Genomic DNA, 20,441 nt, shown 5'->3' with positions numbered 1-20,441 from the left:
ATCGCCAAACGTCGTGAGTAATCCCACCCAGCGAAGGTTTTTTACTACACTGGTTCGGGAAAACAGATTCAATGGTGATCTAATTGCTTGATTTAAATATATCTTTACCCATATCGGTGCAAAATGGCGGCTTGTTTATTTCGCGAGGTGTCGGTAGACATCCACAGCGTGAGCTCGACTCGTGGGAATTAATTTTTGTTGAAAAAGGGATACTTACGATCCGGGAAAATGACACGCTGTTCAGCGTTAAAGAAGGGGAAAGTTTATTACTCTGGCCCCACAGGAAACACGTCGGAGTAGGAACCTTCCCGTCTGATTTAAAATTCTACTGGCTACACTTCGAACTCAATGCGCAACATAATAAAAAATCAGACTTGCCGGTATCGTTAATATCACTACCTCAACATGGGCAAGTGATTAACCCCCAATATGTTATTTCTTTATTCCGCCAGTTTTTAAGCGAGCAAGAATCCATGATGCGCAGCAGCGCACTGGAGTTAATTTTATTGCTGATCATGCAGCAACTTTCCGTAGCAGTGCTCGACAATACGCATACAGATAACAGTGGCGCAGTCCTTGCTTACAAAGCACAACAATTAATTCGCACTCAATTTCATCTGCCGATTTCCACATCGATGCTTTCAAGCCAGTTGCATTGCAATGCGGACTATCTTGGGCGCGTTTACCGTCAGACTTTCCAGTTAACCATTACCGAGGCGATTCACCGTCAGCGCGTGCACAGTGCAGAGAAAATGTTGATTGGCGACGCCTGCTCATTGAGCGAAGTTGCCGAACGTTGCGGGTTTCAGGATGTGGGCTATTTCCGGAAGGTATTTCGTAAAGCGATGGGATTAACACCCGCCGCATGGAAGCGGCGCTACAGTAAGGTGCATATTAATTCGGATTGAGGGAGCGCGCAGGTATACGGGTACAGTAAAACAGAGGCGAATTATTGTCGGTAAAGAGATATCCCGAGTCATTTTCACGCAAGATATGCACGCGCAGCCCGCGATCTTTAGTATAAAAAAAGTCAGGCAGGAAGGTGAAAAGTTGCTTCATGTCTTCCGGCGGATCGCTGCTATCGTCAGCGACCATAATCGTGTCGCCTTGCTCCTTCCAATATTTGAAGGGGAAATTATTGGTGCGAGATACAGGGGGATTATGACTACGATGGAATGATCCCAAACTTTCAAAACTCCCGAAACCATCCGCGAAGGTATAATGCATAATCGAATTATAATGGTCATCCTTACCAATAAGGATTAACTGACTTTCACAGGAGAAATGATTTTCATCGTAACGAATATACGCGATAGATAGCAATGGGATAATAATCATTGACAAAATGCCTACCCAGATAACACCTAATTTTTTATTGTTCATAGGCACCTCGTTTGAAAAAGTAGGACTTGCAGTGCGCGTCACGGATTTCTATTTTCTTATTACATAGCTGAACGGATGAGCCTTCCTGTAGACGATTTATCGTCATATAAACGACGCTGCCCATGTTACAAACCAGAGGATAACGTTTATTCATGGCGACAAAACTGTTTGTGCTGGTATCTACACCAGGATAAGAAGAGTAAAGTTCACAGCCGTTAACCAAGCCGATGTAGCTATAGTTTTTGTAAAATGAGTCTTCTTTTATCAGGTTTATAACAAGCATGCCCCAGCAAAGTACGGCAAGCAGGCCCGCAAATAAAAAGGACCATTTTGAACTTATAAAGTGCGCAAAACGACCAGGTGTTTTTTTATTCTCAACCATGCTGGCAGGTATGTTTGTGAATACTTCTGGCTGAGTTTCTGATTCAGATAAAAAATCTTCGGGAACGCCAATGCGCAATACGGCTATCGACTTAAACCCCATCTTTGGCATTGTTTTGATGATGTCTTCGGCAAGACCCGCTGATTTGAGCCCTTTCCTGATTGACGCAATATTCTGGTAAAGCGTATTCGTCGTGACCACTGAACCGTGTTTTTCCCACACCTCTTCGAACAAAAACTTCTGCGTTAGCACCTGATTATTATGCTCAAGCAGCTTCAGTAAACATTCGCTCGCAGGCGTGTGGATAACAACAGCTCTTCCGTCATGGCCTTGCACAGGACGAAGGCTGTGTTTATCCGGATCAAAAACAAGAGTGCCATTGATCAGGAAAACACGTCTCATCATTGAGCTCCACTTAACGAAAGAGCGGGCGTTATTGTCTCGCCGACCACAACCTGTAAAATCAAAAAAATCTTAATCATATTTTTTCTTTTTTATAATCAACAAACTACAGATTACATCCTGTACCGCATGCACGCTGACAAGAGTAATAACTCAGGACTCTGAATCAGTATAAATCACATAACATCACTCCTCATTGCATCCGGAGCCTTTATGATGAGATTCATCCTTCGGCAGATGTATTGGTTAAACGATGGACAACGTCAATCTTGATTAAGGTTATTGACTGGAAGGAAGGGAGCAGAGACGCAATAGCATTCAAAGCTTAATTCAGCACAGATAATCCAGTAAAAACAGATCTGTATCGGGTTATCCAGTTGAACTCTCTGTTTAAAACAGAAATTTGGTGTTTTACATTGAGCTATGGCGATATGACCAAAACCAGCATAAATAATTAACACCACGCTTTTTATCAAAACTTTATGCTGAAAATTTCACTCAGGCAACTCGTTACGCTTCACCGACCCCATTTTAAGGGCTAAAAAACGCAGGTCTGACTCGATGTTGAAAGTATTTTCTGCCCACATATAATCGTCCTTATAAAGTTTGTGGCTTATAAGAAATATATATGTTCGGCAATACTATGGCCATTGCTATTACCTATGAGCATGAAAGACATGAGCTACCATTTATATGGCTTTATTATCGGCAAAGAAATTCATTTTGATGTAGAAACTGGGCGGATGTATCGCCTTCCTTCTACCCGAGCTAATAAAAATTTTATTTTCGGCACAATTTCATTTAATGAGACTATGTTGCAGTTATTTTTGTATCTGTTAAAGCATGCCCGTAATAGAGAAGTGACCAAAGAAGAATTGTTCAAGAACGTATGGGAAAATAATGACCTCAGTTCTTCATCACAACGTTTGTGGCAGGTACTCCACAACCTTAATAAGAAACTTAACACGTTGGGCTTACCTGCCGACTTTATTCGTAACATCAAGGGCTGTGGCTACATTATTAACTACCTTGATATCACGCCAGTCTATTACAGAATTAGTGATCTCCTGCCTAATTCTGAGCAAACAAAGGAGAGAGTGAAGTTAGTTAATATTCTGGGAGATTGAGTCGCCTCAGAATCTCTTGCCCTGGGCATAGTATGCCCAGGGCCTTTTTATAAGCACCTGGGCTTCACACCGAAACGGAATATAACGATGAGTGTAAAAAACTATTTTTCAAATTTAAAAGTGAGTAAAAAGCTTTCCTTTGGTTTTACAGTGGTTTTGTTGGTTACTGTTGCTATCGTGATATCGGGCATCGTCGGCTTAAAAAACGTGCAAGATAAAATTAATAAAATGTCGATGAGCACACAATTATTTAACTCACTTTCAGCCGCAAGACTGGGCCGTACCAATTACCAATACACCCATAATGCAAAATACCTTGAGCAAAATAAAAGTGCGCTGGCAAAAATGGATACCATTGTGAGCCAAATGAAGCATCTTAGCTGGTCAACTGAAGGGATGCAGTCACTGGTCGTCACTGAAAAAGCGGTTAAAAACTATATCGCGGCAACTCGCCCTTTTGTTGACGCGTTAAGTCAAAAAGAGAAAGATATTCAACTCCTGAATTCGAAAGATCTCTATAACAAGTCTTTAATTGCCGATCGGCTAAGCCGTGACAATACGCTGAATGACGATCAGCAAACCCAGCTTTCGCAGCTCGCTTTTATGTTCAATGATATCGACTCCGCGCTGAACGATTATAAAGAAAACCCAACAGAGCAGAGTCAAAAAGCCCTCAATGAGCGTCTTGCCAACGCCATGACCAGCGCCGAACAAATGTTAGCGGTGCTTCCGGCGATACAACACGACTGGCTGCAAAAAAGCATGCAGGAAATGCACGGTTTTGCTGCGGAAATGCCGCTTTATCGTACCTCATGGAATACGGTTAACACGGCATCGAACAACTTAACTGCGCGGGCGGTGGAGTTAACGAGTGCGGTCACAAATCAATTTACGCTACAACAAAAAACGGCTGAGAAAGGCGTATTGAATGCCGAGTTGCAGATGGAAATCGTCGCGCTTATCGGGATTATTATCGGCATATTGATGGCCTTCGTGATCACCCGTTCTATTACGCGCCCATTGATTGAAACGCTGCAGGTTGCCGAGCAAATTGCCAAAGGCGACCTCACCAGCACGCTGGAAAGTGTCCGTCGTGATGAGCCGGGTCTGCTGATGCAGGCTGTCGCCACGATGAACAACAATTTGAAAGATATTATTCATAACGTGCGTGATGGCGTCGACAGCGTTGCGCGCTCATCGTCTGAAATTGCCGCCGGTAATATGGATTTATCCGCACGTACCGAGCAGCAATCTGCCGCCGTGGTGGAGACCGCCGCCAGCATGGAAGAGCTGACATCCACCGTCGCCCTGAATGCCGAAAATGCCAAACATGCGCGTCAGTTAGCGGAAGCCGCCTCGCAAAAAGCCAATGAAGGAAGTCAGATTTCTAAGATGGTCATCGACACGATGAAAAACGTGCAGAGCAGCTCGCACCGTATTTCGGAAATCACGACCGTCATCAACAGCATCGCATTCCAGACCAATATTCTGGCGTTGAATGCCGCCGTTGAAGCAGCACGAGCGGGAGATCAAGGGAAAGGTTTTGCCGTAGTAGCCGGTGAAGTGCGTAACCTGGCGCAGCGAAGTGCGCAGTCAGCAAAAGAGATTGAAACCTTAATTCACGAATCAGTTTCTTACGTCGATTCAGGGTTCCGTCTGGTGGAAGGTGCAGGTGTCGCCATGGAAAATATTGAAACGTCCGTTATCCAGGTGAGAGATATCATGAGTGAAATTGCGGCGGCGACCGATGAACAAAGTCGAGGGATTTCGCAGATTGCGCAAGCGATGGCAGAAATGGATACAACGACCCAACAGAATGCGGCATTAGTCGAAGAATCTTCCGCTGCCGCAAGCTCGCTTGAAGATCAGGCGGTGCAGTTGGAGAAAGTGGTGTCGATATTTCGGGTTTCAAAAACCCAAACGGAGGCGGCAGACATTCGCCCTTCTGCCCCTCATCACACTCAGCCAAAACCAGCCAGAAAAACGGCGGCGAACAGTAAAGATAGCTGGGTAGAGTTTTAACGATTTTTTGCTGTGCCAACGACCTGGGAAATGGGCGGTAAACCGCCCTTAATACTCATAAAAATTAGCCATGGAAGGCAACACTCAATATTGCGCACCGCGCGCATCCGTGAAGCCGTACAGCGAGTAACGTTTCTGCAATGGCTGGCCGCCATCACGCGTCAACGGAACCCAGTTGAAGCCTGCCTCGGTGTTCGTCGGTCGCGTGCTCAGCAAATCCAGTGGAATCGAGATATAGAACCCTTTAGTGAAGCTCCCTTCGCCGTAATCGTGAGACGACACGTTGGTCAATGTGGCGTAGGCGCCAGCGGTAATCCCGCTTGAGAAGCGGCGAGAAATATCCAGCGTGCCGCCTTTATCGCCCGCCAGATAGCGCCCGACACTCACTTTCAACAGGAACTCATCGGCAAACCACGGCTGCCAGTAACCCGTCACATTTCCGGTGGTCACGCTGTAGTCGGCCATTCTCATCGGGTCGTTCCAGTCACGCTGTTTAACCCAGTTCAGATCGGCACCCACGGCCCACTGTTGATCCAGCGGACGGTACAGCACTTCGCTCCCCACCCCGGCAAACATCATCTCCAGATAGCCGCCGTAGTTCTGCATGTACCAACCATCGCCCAGTGCGCCAATACGCGTAAGTTGCAGGTTATTCAGGTACAGGTCGCTACTGTCGACATACTCACGAATATGGGTACGCACCTGTGGAATGTGGCTGTCAGGCGGAGGAGCGGTGAAGTTGAACTTGTCGTAGTTGTTGTACACGTTAAGCCACGCCACGCCGCCAATTTTCCAGTTATCGGTCAGTTGGTAATCGACACTGCCGCTCAGCGCAAATTGATACATATAGAACGATTCAGGTCCGCCGAATGACTGGTTTAATATCGGCGACCAGTCGAAGCTCAGAGAAGATTGCTTCTCGGCGTATCCAGCCTGCATATGCGGTGGCTGCTGTGGCTCCAGATGAACGTCAATGTTTTCAGGGGCAGCCGTGCCGAGTGGCACACCGCTAAACGCCTGGTCAAGCGACGCCACATCACTGCGATGGCTGATCATTGGCAGACGTTCGCTGTTTTCAGTCACCACAATCTGACGCGTGCCTTCCGGCAGATTATTCATCACGATGCGGTTAGCGCGCTCGATCCCTTCTTCGCGAACCCGGTAATCGGTTTGCTCACCAGAAACATACACCGTATCCCCTGCTCGCTGGATGGACGGCGATGATAGACCGGCGTTGTCACGCAGCGCATTAAGCTGGGCATCCGCCGTGTGCGGGTCAAAATCTGCGGGTTGCGTGGCTGGCGCATAAACAGGCCGGGAAGGTTTTTGTGCCGGACTGCGTAGCGCCTCAAAATTGGTGACCAGCGTGAAGCCGAAGGTCATCGTGTTACCACGCTCGTAACCCAGATTCAGATCGCCCCAGTCGCCCAGACGGTACAGCATCCCAACGTTAATCGGGCTATCTTGTGCCAGCTTGCCGGCGCGATCGTCACGGTAATTATTCCCGTCGTATTCCACCTTAAAGCGCAGTGGCTGCCACGGCGTCTGGTATTCCACACCACCGAACAGTGCCGCTGGGCCGTGGAAAAATCGCTCCGAATCAACCTTACCGCCACTGCCGCTGTAACCTTCCTCGCGCTGGCAAAAACTCTCGCTGGCTTTGCAGAATGGGTTAGTGATATTGCCGCTGTTGCCAACATAGCCCCAACCCATACCAAGCGTGAAATCAAACGGCCCCGCCGCTTTCGTCGCCACCAGATATTCGCTGTCGAACAAGCCCGTACCGCCGATATCTCTGAAGCCCAACGAGATGTCCGGCGTCCAGCGAGTTTCCTGCCACAGGCGAGCTTTCAGGTCGATAGCTTTATCTTTATAGGTCTGGTCACCACTGAAATCTTCCGCACCGTAACGGCGAGTACGCACGTCGGTATAGCGGATGGTGCTTTCCAGCCACGGCATTAACTGCAGGGTTAACGACCAGAAACGGTATTGGTCATTGTCCCGGTAGTTCACGTTGAATTCGCCAGAAGGGGCCATACGCGCGGTGGGCATCTGCAATAAGCCAACACCACCAAAATCTGACTGCGAAGGGGTGACGTACGGGGTATATAACGGCGTGCCCCAGTCAGCACTGGCCACGTGACTGAAGCCGCCAAGAGACAGCGCAATCATAGAACTGAGTGTAGTGAGCTTCATGGCGCGACAGTCCGTTGTGTAAGCAAGTGGATAATGTCCTGGTTAAGCGACTGATAACCTTGTGGTAATGCGGACGTTTGCAGGTTCAACCAAATCTGGCTGCCGGGCTGTGGCTCATGGTAACGACGATTCCAGTAACCTGTGGGTACAGTTTCCGTGGTGCCGTCTGGCGCAATCACCGTCACGGTGTCCGCATCGATACCGGGCTGTTGCTGGTCAATAGAGACATAAGCAGCGGTCTGTTTGCCTGCAACCCAAGTGACGTCAGTTCGCGAACTGTTCCATAACGTCAGGTCCGATTTCGGAACGGTCGTAATGTACAGACGATAATCGCCCGCAAGCTTCGGTGAATATTCAGATTTCAGACGTACAACATCCGGGTCCAGAGAGAGGCGATAAGCACCGACCGCTTTCCATTCATTGATTCGCTGGCGCAAAACGTTAACGCGCTGAGCCAGAAGATAATCGCCCTGCTGCCGCAACTGATTAGCCAGTGCTGCAAGCTTTGCGACAATCTGCTGCTGGCGTTGCTGCTGTTCGGCATCGCTCGCAGGTGTTGAAATCTTCGCGGTGCGCCAGTCGATATTGGCAGGCAATGCAGAGCTTGTGACCAGTTCACTCAGGTCGTTGGCATTCACATTGGCGGTGGAACATGCAGGCTGACAAATAAGAGTAACCTGCCCCTGGCTGTAACTCAGCGGGGCTACCGCCAACAAGGTGGCGGTAAGCAAGAGTGGTTTCATCATCAGGAATAAGGTTTCAGTAAAGTGAGGGACCACACCGGGCCATGAGGATGCAGGGTTTGTTCGCTGTGAACCACCTGCCCGGTTTGCGCATCGACCCAATAACGTTGGGTATAAGTGGCACCATCAACGTCAGAAGAAACCTGTTCTTCCAGCAGACGATAATTGCGGGTGTTACCGACAATGGTGAAATCTTGCGTGCCTGCCCAATGGAAGCGTGAAGTCACTGAAGCCGCGTGGAAAGCATCACTCTTCCACTGCGTTTGTGCTTTCCACTGTTGCCCTTCCTGAATGATTAACGGATTGGCTAATGGATCGGGAGTGCTGCTTTCAAACGTCAGCAGGTTATCCGGAAAACCGAGGGTTTTAATAATGCGTCCATTTTGCGTGGCGACCATTTTTGAATCGGCGGTAAGCCACTTCTGAATATGGTTTTCATTCCACGCCAGCACGATAAAAGCTAACGGGCCGTCATCCACTTTAAGGGACATAGACGCATAGGGAACGCTGCTAACTTTACTGCTATCGATTTTCGCATCCTGCGAAGAAAAGGTTTGTGTAATAGTCTGTGAAACAATACCAGGGCGATATTGGCTGCAGGCGCTGAGTGTAATAACCGCGCCGGCCAGGCATATTTTTTTATACATATTAAGAGCCGTAAGCTGGCAAAGAAAATGGGGCCCCCAGAAGAACCCCATGAATATTAGAAATGATTAATGCGTAGAAGTGGTGGTGCTGGTACTGGTGCTGCCATTTTTGCTGTCGCGGTTGTTGCTAACAACGAGTGCAGTAATAGCTACTGCACCCACCGCGCCGACACCGATAGCAACCGCAGAACCGGCTGCCACACCCGCAGCGGCAGTTGAAGTACCCGCAGCTGCGCCAACAGCGGCAGATTCAGGCGCAGCCATAGATGCCATAGGTGCTGCCAGTACACACAGCATTAGCGCAGATAACTTAATCAATTTCATTTATAGTCCTCTATTATTGTTTCATTGGTGTATTTTCCCGGTGGAATAAATTCCACACAGAAAAAACTCGAGTGATTGTCCTTAATTTAAAAATAGTGCAAATTTTTTTACTAGCTGGGCTGGTGTAGATTTTTATCTGTATATAAAAATATCGAATGAAAATCATCATTGAACTTACAAAAATGAGCCTCACAATCAGCCCTCAATGTATACACACATATAAAACAAGAGAGTAATTAAAATGTAATCCATAAAAATAATGATTCTAATATTTAAGCGAGTAAGCATTAGAAGCTTTACTATATTACAATATTTCCTCACATTTTCATTAACAGAAGTATTTAAAGCGTTAATTCAATAATAAACTGTAGTGGCAAAATACAAATACAACCAAATTAGATGCATAGCAAAAAGTACTAAAATATTTATACAACCAAAGGTGGTTAAATTGGGAAGGGTTTATTTATTGAGAAACTCATATCTAACGGTATTAGCAATGCCTTCTTCTAAAGATACAGGTGCTCTAAAACCCGTCCTTTCTATTGAGTTAGATTTGAATTGCGATACGGCACAGAATTTTTTAATTCTAATGCTACTTATAGGAAATTCTTTCCCAGTGACCCTTGCCAAGATATCAAAACAGTAGCCCCCAAGCATTCCAATTGAATAAGGAATTCTAACATTATTGATTTTTTTATTTAAAGAACTACAAATAACCCCTGTTAATACATTCATTGTGAAATCTGGTTTATCAATATAATTGAATACATGTCTTCCTGTTTCAAAGCCAGTTCCAAACTTCAAAAATGAGGCAATATTTTCAACATATGCCATTGATTTTCTATTGTTTCCGCTCCCAAGCATAAGGAATTTACCCGATGCAATTTGGCGGAAAAGGTTATAAACATTCCCTCTATTTCCCTCACCGAAAACAACAGTAGGACGAACAGTGACAAGAGTACGTTTAGAATCCTCTTTCTGCCAATGATCAAAAACTTGCTCAGCTTGAAATTTTGATTTTCCATAATCATTAAACGGACATACTTTACCATCCTCGCCCGTGTCTTCTTCTACAAAACCATAAATTGCAACTGATGATGTGAAGATAATATGATTAATATTTAATTTTTCAGCCGTTTCGCAAATGTTTTTTGCACCATTAACATTAACATCATAGTAAAGGCTAACAGGATGCACATTATCCTTATGTTCTGCTGCTAGGTTTATAATCTTATTAACCCCTGATAAGGCTGTAAGCAAAGTATCTGGTTTTGTAACATCTCCATAAATCCAGTTATCTGGGTAGCTATTACTTTTATTTATATCAATGATTTTAAAATCAATAGAACTTGCTGATAGTTGATTTGCTAATCTAGTGCCAATAAAACCAGAACCGCCAATTATAGCTAACATAATACCTCTTATTTTCTATCTTGATTATAAACTAACTTAAGCAATTTTGATGGCATTACACGTGAAGTCGCTCTCAACATAAAATATGTCAACGCAGTATGCTTTTTTTGAATGCCTAGCTCGGCCTTTAATAATGCTAATTTATATTCACTAGCAATATACTTAAGACCTCTTCTCCTGGCTATTGAAGCCGAGTCTGAACGCGCATAAACTAAATTTTTATTTATATTCTCAACTTTATATCCACTAGAAATCACACGAAGCCAAAGGTTATAATCTTCCATAAAATAATGGTGATGATAACCACCAACTTCTTGGATTATTTTCTTATTGAAAATAATAGACATGTGATTAAATGGATTGCGAAACTTACAATATTTTAAAATATCTTCATATGCAAATGGGACTTTGCGCACCCCAGTACTCAATTCTTTACTTCTATTAAACTCTATAATATTGCTTCCCAAAATAGCCAATTCGGGATTCTTAATCAAATATGACATTTGTGATTCGAATCGCTCCGGAAAACAAATATCATCAGTATCCATTCGTGCAATGTAGTTATTTTTACAAAATTTCAACCCATGATTTAAAGCCTTCCCTAGGCCGACATTTTCATCTATTTTGACTTTTATTATATTAAGAAAACACGCCCATTTTTCGACAACAGCTAATAAATCACTACCAATAGGACCATCAATTACAAGAACCACCTCTTCAGCCTTCAACGATTGATTGTATAGACTACAAAAACACTCCTCAAGATTACTTGCTGTCTCATTATTATATAATGACATTAGAATACTAAATTTCATGTAAACACCATATCCCTTTGTGGTTTTCGTTTATATAAGCCAAAAGATATCAAGATGACTGTAAGAAATTATTAATAGATAACTACAACCCGTTGTACTCAAACGATCTGTAATGATTTAGAAAAATAATTCATTATGAAAAAATCCAGTATCATCCTGATGGTCCAGGCAAAAGCTGCACCATAAACCCCAAACTGGGATATTAAAAAATAAAGTAAGACAAAATAAGGTATCACTTCAGACAAATGTATCAGCGCCGTGACTCTTGAATTTCCTGATGCTTGTATACTTGAATAGGGAATTTGAGATAAGGAATTAAAAACAAAGCCAATAACGATAACCCTCAAAATATTTGAAGAATGTAAAACAAATTCATTGCCGAGCCAAACCTTAATTATAACATCTGAGAGAATAATTATTGGCACCGCAATAAAGATCGAAGTAATAAAAATAAGTTTAAATGCCGTTTTTTTATACTCAATAATTTTATCAGGACTTTTTTCATAACTTATAACAGGAAATAAAGCCCTTGATATCGCAGAGGGAAATGCAGAAATTTTCGATATTGCATCAGCTGGAGCTGTATAAAATGCAGATAAACGAGCCCCCATCAAATTCGAAAGCAGTAATTTATCACAATACGAAAGGACTGGACTTATCAAATTACTCAATGTTATCCACCCACCAAACATCATCATTTCTTTAAGAACCTTATTACTGAACTTTATTTTTTTTAGTGGTGTTTTTCTTGCGACAACAAATAAAATAATCATCATAGATAATAATCTTGAGATGATTAAACCAACAAAGGAATGGTAGAGACTGTGATAATACATTGCAAAAAATGCAGGAATGAGAGAAACCATTACTCCCGAAAATGATTTATGTATAGTTAACCAAAGAAAATCCTGTCGCCCCTCAAGATAACCACATAACACCTGAGTAATTAAAAAAATAGGAACAGTAAACGATACAATGCGTAAACTATTAACAGAAACCATATAATGAGACTGAGAAACATTTAGTATACTGATTATCTCAGGAGCAAAATGATACATAGCTAATGCACATATTATACTAAGTATAACGATGATGGCTAATGACGAACCTATAATCTCAGAACACTTCAAATTATTAAGTTTATTGATTGCTATACTTCTAATTACAGCTCTCGTGAGGCCAGCATCAAAGATGCTGGCATAACCAACCATTGCAAAAATCAAGGAGAAAATACCAAATTGCTCAACACCGAGATATCTGGCAATTATCCCCATTGCAGGAAAGGCGGCAATTGCAGGAATAACAAAAGCGATGGTGTTCAGGAAGCTATTTTTTACTAATGACATACTTGCCATACCATTTTATTGAATATATTGCATGTGATGTTAGTTATATTTATTTTCCAAGCACATTGGATTATATTTACATGCCCAAAGATATCCCAATGCAAAGAAAGTTGTTTCAAAATACGGAGGGAAATATGAAAGACCCACAATAAAAATAGGAATAAGAAGATAGAGGACATTCTTTCCACCTGTAATCGTTACCACCAATCCAAACATAATATAAATAAAAGTTCCAACCATCCCGCTCATACCAACCAAAAGAGGAAATTGGCCATGAGCATAAGATCCATTACTAAATGAATACCTATACGCACCAATTTTCTCACCGAAGCCAAACAAGATATGTGCAAAAGAATCCGTTCCGATATTGGTGAATAAAAACTTATAAACTTCAACTTTCGTTAATCCACTGCCATCCGCTTCTAAAAGAGAAATCAACATTGGCGAAATTACCATTAATAATATAATCACCAGCATAACCATAATATATCTATACGTCTTATTGATCATGAAGAAAATCATGACCATATAAAAAAACAACATCGATACAAGAACCGCCCTTGACATCGATAAAACCAAAAACACATGAAGAAATATAATTATAATTATATTAATAAAATTCATGCTCTTGTTAAAAACACACTCAAAAATAATCATTATAACTAATGGAAGTAAATAAATTGCAAAACCATTAGTATCACTAAAAAAAGGACTATTGATCTTCAATAAATAAAAATTTGCAGTTATTACGTCAATTAAACTTCCAGAAATCCCATCCATTCGCAGAAACAATTCTATTGAACAAAAAAGCAATGTTGAAAACTTAATTAGATTAAAAACTTTTTTCCTTTGACAATCTGAAATAGAATAAAACAAAACTGCCGAGAGAAAAAACACTATAAAGGATAATAGGCTTTTATAGAAACCAGTAAGCTCATTTTCGCTGATTAAATATACAGACGTATGCAACAAACCAATAAACAATAGAAATAATAGATCTTTTCTTATATGTTTTATACTATTGAATATGAAAATCAAAATTAAAGAAATAATTGCCCCTACCCCCACCGAAAGCATTCTTATTTCTATTAACCCTCCAATTTGAAAAATAACCCCAAGACATAAGATTGCCAAGGAGCAAAAATTCACCCCCCAACCTTTATCACTAAAATAATCATCATGATTTTTGTTCATGTTTATTTCTATACTCATTCAGATAACTATTTAAACTCACAGCATTAACCATTCAAATTTTGCTTAGGTTTTTTTTAATACCTATATGCATCTTTTCCCCCATATCATACGTTTCAAACTCGTTAATGAATGCGGCACGGCTATTATTGCGCATGTCTAGATTTACACGAGAGCTATCCATCAACTCCTTAATACCATCACAAATTGATTCTACAGAAAAGGACACAACCTTTCCTGCACTATATTTTTTAACCAGGCACCCCATATTAGTACGATCTGTTACAAGAACAGGAACTCCATAGTAAAAAGATTCAACAATACTTAGTGGCATACCTTCTGAACGTGAAGTTAATACGAAAACATCTGAATCTAAAAAAACAGCCTCTTTTCTACCTCCATGAACGGGGCCATGAAAGAAAACATTATTTCCCAAATGTAATTTCTCTATTGTTCTTAGCAATCTAATAATATCGGAATCATCATCTTTGATATAATTAACATCAAGATCTTTGTATTTCCCATAACCATATAAATTAAGTTCTAACTTATCATTTTTTAATAGTGCGACGGCCTTTAATAACTCATCTATGCCTTTGTAGTAAAAATCAATTTTCCCAATATATGTTAATTTAAATTTATCATTAGATTTATTTTTATTAACTTTTACTTTGTTTTTATTAAAACCTGGCGCATTAAAAATATAACCAATTGATTTGTCGCTATATAAGGAGTTTTTTATTTCATTTGGCGAACAGAAAAAAACCCCCGTTGATTGCTTAATAAACGAAGGAAGAATTAGTCTTGTAAAAACTCTCTTTCCAAAACCTTTTTTATTTATAGCCTCTTTTTGTAATGCGCCATGCGAATGTATAAAGTATTTAACATTATTTATTTTAAGCAGCATGGCTAAAAAAACATATTCAATTTTATAGACAGAGTGGAATACTACAGCATCAACCCTCTCTTTCTTAACAAATTTGGAAAAGTCTTTCAATCCCGAAAATCGTATTATGTTAATGTTTTCGTGTTCTTTAAAATCCTTAAACACCATCAAACTCAAATTATCATATTTAGATTGTTGCGACAGCAATCTCATTACGATTGTATTTATGCCACCGCCTTTAACTGTGGTGTCTATATCTGAAACATGCAATATGTTCATCAACTAATTAACTCATTAAATTTATCTATCATATTATATTCTGAACCACAATAATTAACCCTAATATACTCCACCTTTTCTTTGTAAAGACTTCTCCCCGAAAAAAAACAATCAATTTCGTTGCAAAAGTCATTCAAGGTTTTAACCTTCGGACCTGGTGTTACATATTCATAATCCATATTAAACCCTCTTTCATATTTATATTTATCGAGATCATAAGGAACGAATATTATATATGGATCGCTTGTCATTAAATAATCAAAATAAATACTGGAATAATCAGTAACTAGCAAGTCAACGCTATTAAATATATGTGATATGTCATTTATATAACTATCATCAACAATAATTATATTACTACACCTGAATCTCTCGACGGATGACTTCTCTAGGTGGTGTGGCTTAATAAGTATTATATAGTCCCTCTCAACTAAATAATTGTTCAATTTCTCTAGGTTAAAGTCAGCAAACGGGAAGTAATCTGTATCATAACTTCTCCAGGTGGTTGCATAAAGAATAACCTTGACATCCTTCGAAATGGCTCCTAATTTATCTTTTATATTTTCTTTAGTCACAATATGTGGTTGAATCAATCCAGAATATACTACTTTATCATCGCCTATACAGAATGAATTTTTATAAACCTCACCTAAAGAGGGGCTTGGAACCATAAAGTAAGTATAAAAAGTTCTATAAACTGTTTTATATAAAAATGATTTGTACGCACTAACCTCGTAATCAAGAACTCCTATATTCTTCAGTGGTATCCCATGCCAAACATTTATAACCTTACGAAATATATTACAGAATGGAAATTTATATACAGGAGATGTTGATGTCACCCAAAACTTTGCAGTACAAATGGTATAGCAATCTTTAATATTTGTTGATGTTATAAAGTAATCACCATAAGTATCAATTAAACAATTTCGCAACTTCTCATCATTTATGACAAATTTATAATTTACCTTACCATTCATTATTCCATGTAAAAATATATTTTTTGCAATAAAGGAAAATTTTGTATTTTTATATGAATTAAATATTACAACATTTTTTTTAGGAAGCCCAAAAGATATTAAATATAACAAAAAACGAACAACCGTCATACTGCATTCCTTTATTATTGCTTAACTATACAAAATAGTATTTATCCAGTGAGATATTTCATAAAAATGAAATTTTTCAATTTCGTTTTTTGATGATAACAAGCTAATATCCATATTACCCTGATGCACATCCTCAATTGTAATTACAACGTCTCCTGATATACCACTATCTACTAATAACACCTTATGTTTTTGTGTTGTAACTATAATTATGTCATTAAAATTCACAGCATCAAATATTCTTTGAGTAAGCCCTGATTGCCCAGGATTAGAGAGTTCTAGCACATATTTATTATCATTATATAAAGATAAAAGCTGATTATAGGATATTTTTTTATCAGTAACAAATGGGAGTCTTCTTAATATTCTAACTTGTGTGTAGAGCGAAAATAATGTTTGTACATGCTTTCTTAATTTAAAGCGCACTGCAATTAGCATGAATAATCGTTGAAAACTAAAAGAACCAACATATATAACACGTTCTCTTTTATCTTCTGTTTTCTTTGGTTTGAAGATGGGTTTCACCCAGAAGTTTGGAAGATATATTGTATTGTTTTTACTTTCTTTTTCAAAATAAAAAACCTTACCACATTCTGTATACAACTTCTCTATCCCCGGATAAAAACCATGACTATCCCATTGATAGAGACGAATATCTAAACTGAAACGCTCTTTAATTAGCTTTATGTTTTCTGGCCTAAAACCAAAACCTTTGATAATTATAGTTTGATCATACCTTTCATTTTTTGATAGTTTTGATTGAACTACATCAATCAAATTGCTACGTTTTAGTGCATAAAAATACCTTAGCCTAAATAAAATACTAGACCGAGTCACCTTAGCAAGGTTAGTTAATATGAAGTAAATATATCTATGCACACCATACAAATTAAAAACATCTTTCTCTTTGTAAGATATTAATTTTACATAGTGATTTCTGCTCAATTCCTTTTCTATTATCTTTTCATATCCATTAAATTCTGGACAGATCAAAAGTATTCTCTTCATCAGAAAGTAGTTTCTCCTTATTTTATAAAAAGCCATCTATGCTTTTTAACTACAAAGAAAAGTAATATTAAACAAATAATTTAATATAAATCATGGAGAGTTCGTAAAAAATAATATCTCTCTAGCTTATATTTCTTACCACTTCAATGATTTCAGTCGTAGAAATAGATGGCGTCCTTGGCAAATATACTACTTCACATGCAGGTTTAACCCAATCAAATTTTCCTAACCAGTCATCACCCATTACTAGAATATTGGCATTATATCTTTCAATATATTCAAGCTTTAACTCCAGAGACTCTTCTAAAAAAACCTCACTTACAAACTTAAGTGAGGAGACTATTTTTTGTCGATCATTTTCATGATATATCGGCAACCTATTTTTTTTACTAAAATTAAGCTTGTCAGAGGAAATGCCAACTATCAGTTGATCACCTAATTTTGCCGCCCGTTCTAATATATTTATATGTCCAACATGGAATACATCAAAAGTTCCAAATGTGATTATTTTCTTCATTTACATTACCACCAGTTATAATGATGAATTATCATCTATATTATTAATCCTGAGCGTATTTGTACGTATTATACTCATAGTAATTGCTAGCTCTTTTCTCCACGCCATTAAATATAACTCCATTAATAGATAAATTATTTTGAGAAAAACGCTTAGCTGACATCTCCATTTCTTTTAACGTGTTTTTTTGAAAACGTGCGACTAGCATAATGCTTCCTGTATATTTTGCCGCGATACAAGCATCGCTTACAGCTAGAACTGGTGGCGTATCGACAATAACAAAGTCATAATTATCATTGGCCCATTCCATTAACTTCTTAAAGTTTTCATTCATTAACAACTCTGAAGGGTTTGGGGGTATTTTCCCTCGAGAGATAAAATCCAAATTTTCAACTTCTGTCTTCTGAGTCACTTCATCAATAGTCTTACTACCAATCAATGCATCTGAAAGGCCATTCATTTCTTTACAACCCATAACATGATGAACTTGTCCTTTACGCAAGTCCGCATCAATTAGCAAAACCTTTCTAGCTGACTGAGCCATCACTGCTGCCAAGTTACAACTCACAAAGGTTTTACCCGCTTCGGGTGTAGCACCAGAAATGAGTAAAATATTATTTTCAGCTTGCATCATGGCAAAATGTAGGTTGGTTCGTAGGCTGCGAATAGCTTCAACGGATAGATCGGTTGGGTTTTCTTTGGCTAGTAAATTTACTGATCGTATATTCTTACGCTTACTCTTTAGCAAGTTATGGTTTTTATCATTTAACCATTTAGAAACTGGAATAGTAGCATATACGTTCAAACCCAGCTGCTCAATCTGGTCACTGCTTTCAATACCACGATGTAGCAACCTTTTGAATAAACAATATGTTACTGAAATAAACACACCTAAAATAACCCCTATTATTACAATTAAGGTTTTTTTAGGCTCTATTGGTTTTTTCTGCGCTACAGCGGTATCAATAATACGCACATTTCCCACAGTGCTAGCTTTATTTATGTTTAGCTCCTGCTGTTTATTTAGCAGTAACATATAGACCTCTTGCCCTGACTGTACATCCCTTGTAAGGCTTAAAATCTCCTGCTGGGTTTTTGGCATATTACCAATACGAGCATTTAACTTGTCACGCTCTTTTAGTAATAAAGCTTTCTTTTCTAGTAATGTGCGATATGCCGGATGGTCTCGCGTATATAGTTTAGAAATCTCAGCTTCTTTAAAAGTTAATTCATTAATTTGTGTTTCAAGAGCTACGGTGTTGTCTAGTACCGACTTTGCTTCCAAAGATAAATCAACCGACTCATTCTTCTGCCGGAACTGGTTTAAACGGCTTTCGGCCTCATCCAGTTTAGCTCGCACTAGTGGTAATTGCTCTTTCAGAAAGTCGAGGCTTTTTGCCGCCTCTTCCGATTTGCGGCCTACGTTCTGTTGAAGGTAATTGTTGCTGATACTGTTTAATATTTGTGTTGCTTGTTTTGCACTTTCTCCTTTGAAGGACAATTGCAACATTCCACTGTCTTTGCTCATATCGACTACAGAGAAATTTTCTAAAAGCTTGTTAATCGCTGTCAGCTTCTCCTGTTTAGTCACTACAAAGGTTGTATCTACTGGGGCTGCAATCTCGCTTACCAGCAGCTTAATTTCACCTTTATCTAATAGAATGCCCGTATGCCCTTGTAAGACTGTATCGTCTAAATTTACCTGGTAGTGTGTAGGTGAAAGTACGGTAAGAGTAAAGGAGACATCCTTTAGCTCATCGGGTACTTCTAAACGGGAAATAGCAATCTTACCATCATGCTGGCCCAACAAGCGTGCAATCCCTTTACCAATGAGCGGAAAGTGTTTTTCGCGTACAACCGTATCTAATGCCAGCTCATCGACTGTCTGACCTAAAACCATACGAGACTTTAACAAGCCAATTTCAGTCTGAGATTCGGGCTTACTGTCGGGCATAATATCGGAAAGCTTGCTCAATACACTGCTGCCCGCACTTTGTTCCACCTGCACAAGCGCACTAGCGCTGTAAATCGGCGTTGCCAATAAAGCATAAGCAATACTCACCAAAGTGAACAACATGGTGATAATTACAATTTTCCATTTGTTATCGAGCAATGTACCAAGGAGCTCACTCAGATCTATCTGATCGCTGCTTTTACTATTCTTATTCATCGTTGAAATTTGTTCTGACATTTAACGGCATCTCTTTACGGTGTCTATTTCTTTAACGCCAGGACCCAACGCGCGGTGCTTTGGGCTAGTTGTGTATAAACCAGTTGGTACATTTCACGGCTTTTCTTATACGGGTCGCCGATCTCCAGCTGATTTTGCCAGTGGCCAAATAACATGGTTTTGCCACTCACTTCTGGATAGCTTTTCTTAATACGCTCGAGGTGGGATTTTTCCATCACCAGAATCAGGTCGTATTGCATTGCAAGGCTTGATGAAAAAGCCTGCGCGCAATGTCCATCAAGCGATATTCCATGCTCGGCGGCGACTTCAGCGGCCATGGCATTCGCCCCTTCCCCTACCAATGCCCCCAGCCCCGCGGAATCAATTTTTTTACCTGGCAGGGCCTGGCGCATTAAACGCTCCCCGGTCGGGGAGCGGCAAATATTGCCAATGCAAACCACTAAAATAGAATCAAACATCG

At 40.1% G+C, this 20,441-nt stretch carries 19 protein-coding genes; 3 read left to right on the top strand and 16 right to left on the bottom strand.

Translation table 11 applies throughout. The features are described from left to right. The first annotated feature begins 83 nt into the window (after positions 1-83). Entirely contained in the window at positions 84-908 is an 825-nt protein-coding gene (locus RHD99_RS00975) for an AraC family transcriptional regulator (RefSeq protein WP_309877176.1), read from the top strand. Here RHD99_RS00975 and RHD99_RS00970 read toward each other — a convergent pair. Together RHD99_RS00970 and RHD99_RS00965 are read right to left on the bottom strand one after the other, a co-directional pair. Continuing rightward, a complete protein-coding gene (locus RHD99_RS00970; RefSeq protein WP_309877175.1) occupies positions 895-1,383 on the bottom strand; it encodes a hypothetical protein in 489 nt (162 codons plus the stop codon). The two genes, RHD99_RS00975 and RHD99_RS00970, sit on opposite strands and share 14 nt — an antisense overlap. Then, entirely contained in the window at positions 1,373-2,170 is a 798-nt protein-coding gene (locus tag RHD99_RS00965) for a winged helix-turn-helix domain-containing protein (protein ID WP_309877174.1), read from the bottom strand. The genes RHD99_RS00970 and RHD99_RS00965 overlap by 11 nt, the downstream gene beginning before the upstream one ends. 674 nt (positions 2,171-2,844) lie before the next feature. Here RHD99_RS00965 and RHD99_RS00960 point away from each other — a divergent pair. Both RHD99_RS00960 and RHD99_RS00955 read left to right on the top strand, forming a co-directional pair. Then, on the top strand, positions 2,845-3,294 hold the full coding sequence (locus tag RHD99_RS00960) for a winged helix-turn-helix domain-containing protein (protein WP_183272213.1): 450 nt from the start codon (positions 2,845-2,847) through the stop codon (positions 3,292-3,294). A gap of 234 nt (positions 3,295-3,528) precedes the next feature. Then, on the top strand, positions 3,529-5,316 hold the full coding sequence (locus RHD99_RS00955; protein ID WP_309877173.1) for a methyl-accepting chemotaxis protein: 1,788 nt from the start codon (positions 3,529-3,531) through the stop codon (positions 5,314-5,316). Between the two features lie 84 nt (positions 5,317-5,400). Here RHD99_RS00955 and RHD99_RS00950 read toward each other — a convergent pair whose 3' ends face one another. From RHD99_RS00950 to RHD99_RS00885, 14 genes are all read right to left on the bottom strand, one after another. Further along, a complete protein-coding gene (locus tag RHD99_RS00950) occupies positions 5,401-7,512 on the bottom strand; it encodes a YjbH domain-containing protein (RefSeq protein ID WP_309877172.1) in 2,112 nt (703 codons plus the stop codon). Then, positions 7,509-8,258, bottom strand: a complete 750-nt coding sequence (locus RHD99_RS00945) for a capsule biosynthesis GfcC D2 domain-containing protein (RefSeq protein ID WP_309877171.1) — start codon at positions 8,256-8,258, stop codon at positions 7,509-7,511. The genes RHD99_RS00950 and RHD99_RS00945 overlap by 4 nt, the downstream gene beginning before the upstream one ends. After that, a complete protein-coding gene (locus RHD99_RS00940) occupies positions 8,258-8,902 on the bottom strand; it encodes a YjbF family lipoprotein (protein ID WP_309877170.1) in 645 nt (214 codons plus the stop codon). The genes RHD99_RS00945 and RHD99_RS00940 overlap by 1 nt, the downstream gene beginning before the upstream one ends. 66 nt (positions 8,903-8,968) lie before the next feature. Then, positions 8,969-9,226 carry an exopolysaccharide production protein YjbE gene (gene yjbE / locus RHD99_RS00935; RefSeq protein WP_309877169.1) on the bottom strand — a complete coding sequence of 86 codons (258 nt, stop codon included), beginning with the start codon at positions 9,224-9,226 and terminating at the stop codon, positions 8,969-8,971. A gap of 459 nt (positions 9,227-9,685) precedes the next feature. Continuing rightward, a complete protein-coding gene (locus RHD99_RS00930) occupies positions 9,686-10,639 on the bottom strand; it encodes an NAD-dependent epimerase/dehydratase family protein (protein WP_309877168.1) in 954 nt (317 codons plus the stop codon). A gap of 8 nt (positions 10,640-10,647) precedes the next feature. Next, positions 10,648-11,454, bottom strand: a complete 807-nt coding sequence (locus RHD99_RS00925) for a glycosyltransferase (protein ID WP_309877167.1) — start codon at positions 11,452-11,454, stop codon at positions 10,648-10,650. A gap of 98 nt (positions 11,455-11,552) precedes the next feature. Then, the gene (locus tag RHD99_RS00920; RefSeq protein WP_309877166.1) at positions 11,553-12,800 is read right to left on the bottom strand and encodes a flippase; all 1,248 of its coding nucleotides are present in this window, start codon (positions 12,798-12,800) and stop codon (positions 11,553-11,555) included. Between the two features lie 39 nt (positions 12,801-12,839). Next, on the bottom strand, positions 12,840-13,994 hold the full coding sequence (locus tag RHD99_RS00915) for a hypothetical protein (protein ID WP_309877165.1): 1,155 nt from the start codon (positions 13,992-13,994) through the stop codon (positions 12,840-12,842). Between the two features lie 52 nt (positions 13,995-14,046). Further along, the gene (locus tag RHD99_RS00910; protein WP_309877164.1) at positions 14,047-15,156 is read right to left on the bottom strand and encodes a glycosyltransferase family 4 protein; all 1,110 of its coding nucleotides are present in this window, start codon (positions 15,154-15,156) and stop codon (positions 14,047-14,049) included. After that, positions 15,156-16,265, bottom strand: a complete 1,110-nt coding sequence (locus RHD99_RS00905; protein ID WP_309877163.1) for a CDP-glycerol glycerophosphotransferase family protein — start codon at positions 16,263-16,265, stop codon at positions 15,156-15,158. The genes RHD99_RS00910 and RHD99_RS00905 overlap by 1 nt, the downstream gene beginning before the upstream one ends. 21 nt (positions 16,266-16,286) lie before the next feature. Beyond that, positions 16,287-17,273, bottom strand: a complete 987-nt coding sequence (locus tag RHD99_RS00900; RefSeq protein ID WP_309877162.1) for a WaaS/CpsH family glycosyltransferase — start codon at positions 17,271-17,273, stop codon at positions 16,287-16,289. A gap of 121 nt (positions 17,274-17,394) precedes the next feature. Next, positions 17,395-17,790, bottom strand: coding sequence for an FAD synthase family protein (locus tag RHD99_RS00895; RefSeq protein WP_309877161.1), 396 nt, complete (start codon positions 17,788-17,790; stop codon positions 17,395-17,397). A 43-nt stretch (positions 17,791-17,833) separates the two neighbouring features. Continuing rightward, positions 17,834-19,981 carry a polysaccharide biosynthesis tyrosine autokinase gene (locus tag RHD99_RS00890; protein WP_309877160.1) on the bottom strand — a complete coding sequence of 716 codons (2,148 nt, stop codon included), beginning with the start codon at positions 19,979-19,981 and terminating at the stop codon, positions 17,834-17,836. Positions 19,982-20,004: 23 nt separating this feature from the next. After that, a complete protein-coding gene (locus tag RHD99_RS00885) occupies positions 20,005-20,439 on the bottom strand; it encodes an arsenate reductase/protein-tyrosine-phosphatase family protein (protein ID WP_270142181.1) in 435 nt (144 codons plus the stop codon). Positions 20,440-20,441: the final 2 nt, after the last annotated feature.

It is taken from the genome of Buttiauxella selenatireducens (assembly GCF_031432975.1).
GTDB classification, from domain to species: Bacteria; Pseudomonadota; Gammaproteobacteria; order Enterobacterales; family Enterobacteriaceae; genus Buttiauxella; species Buttiauxella selenatireducens.
The sequence above is the reverse complement of the archived record's forward strand: the minus strand, read 5'-3'. Positions and strand labels throughout refer to the sequence as shown.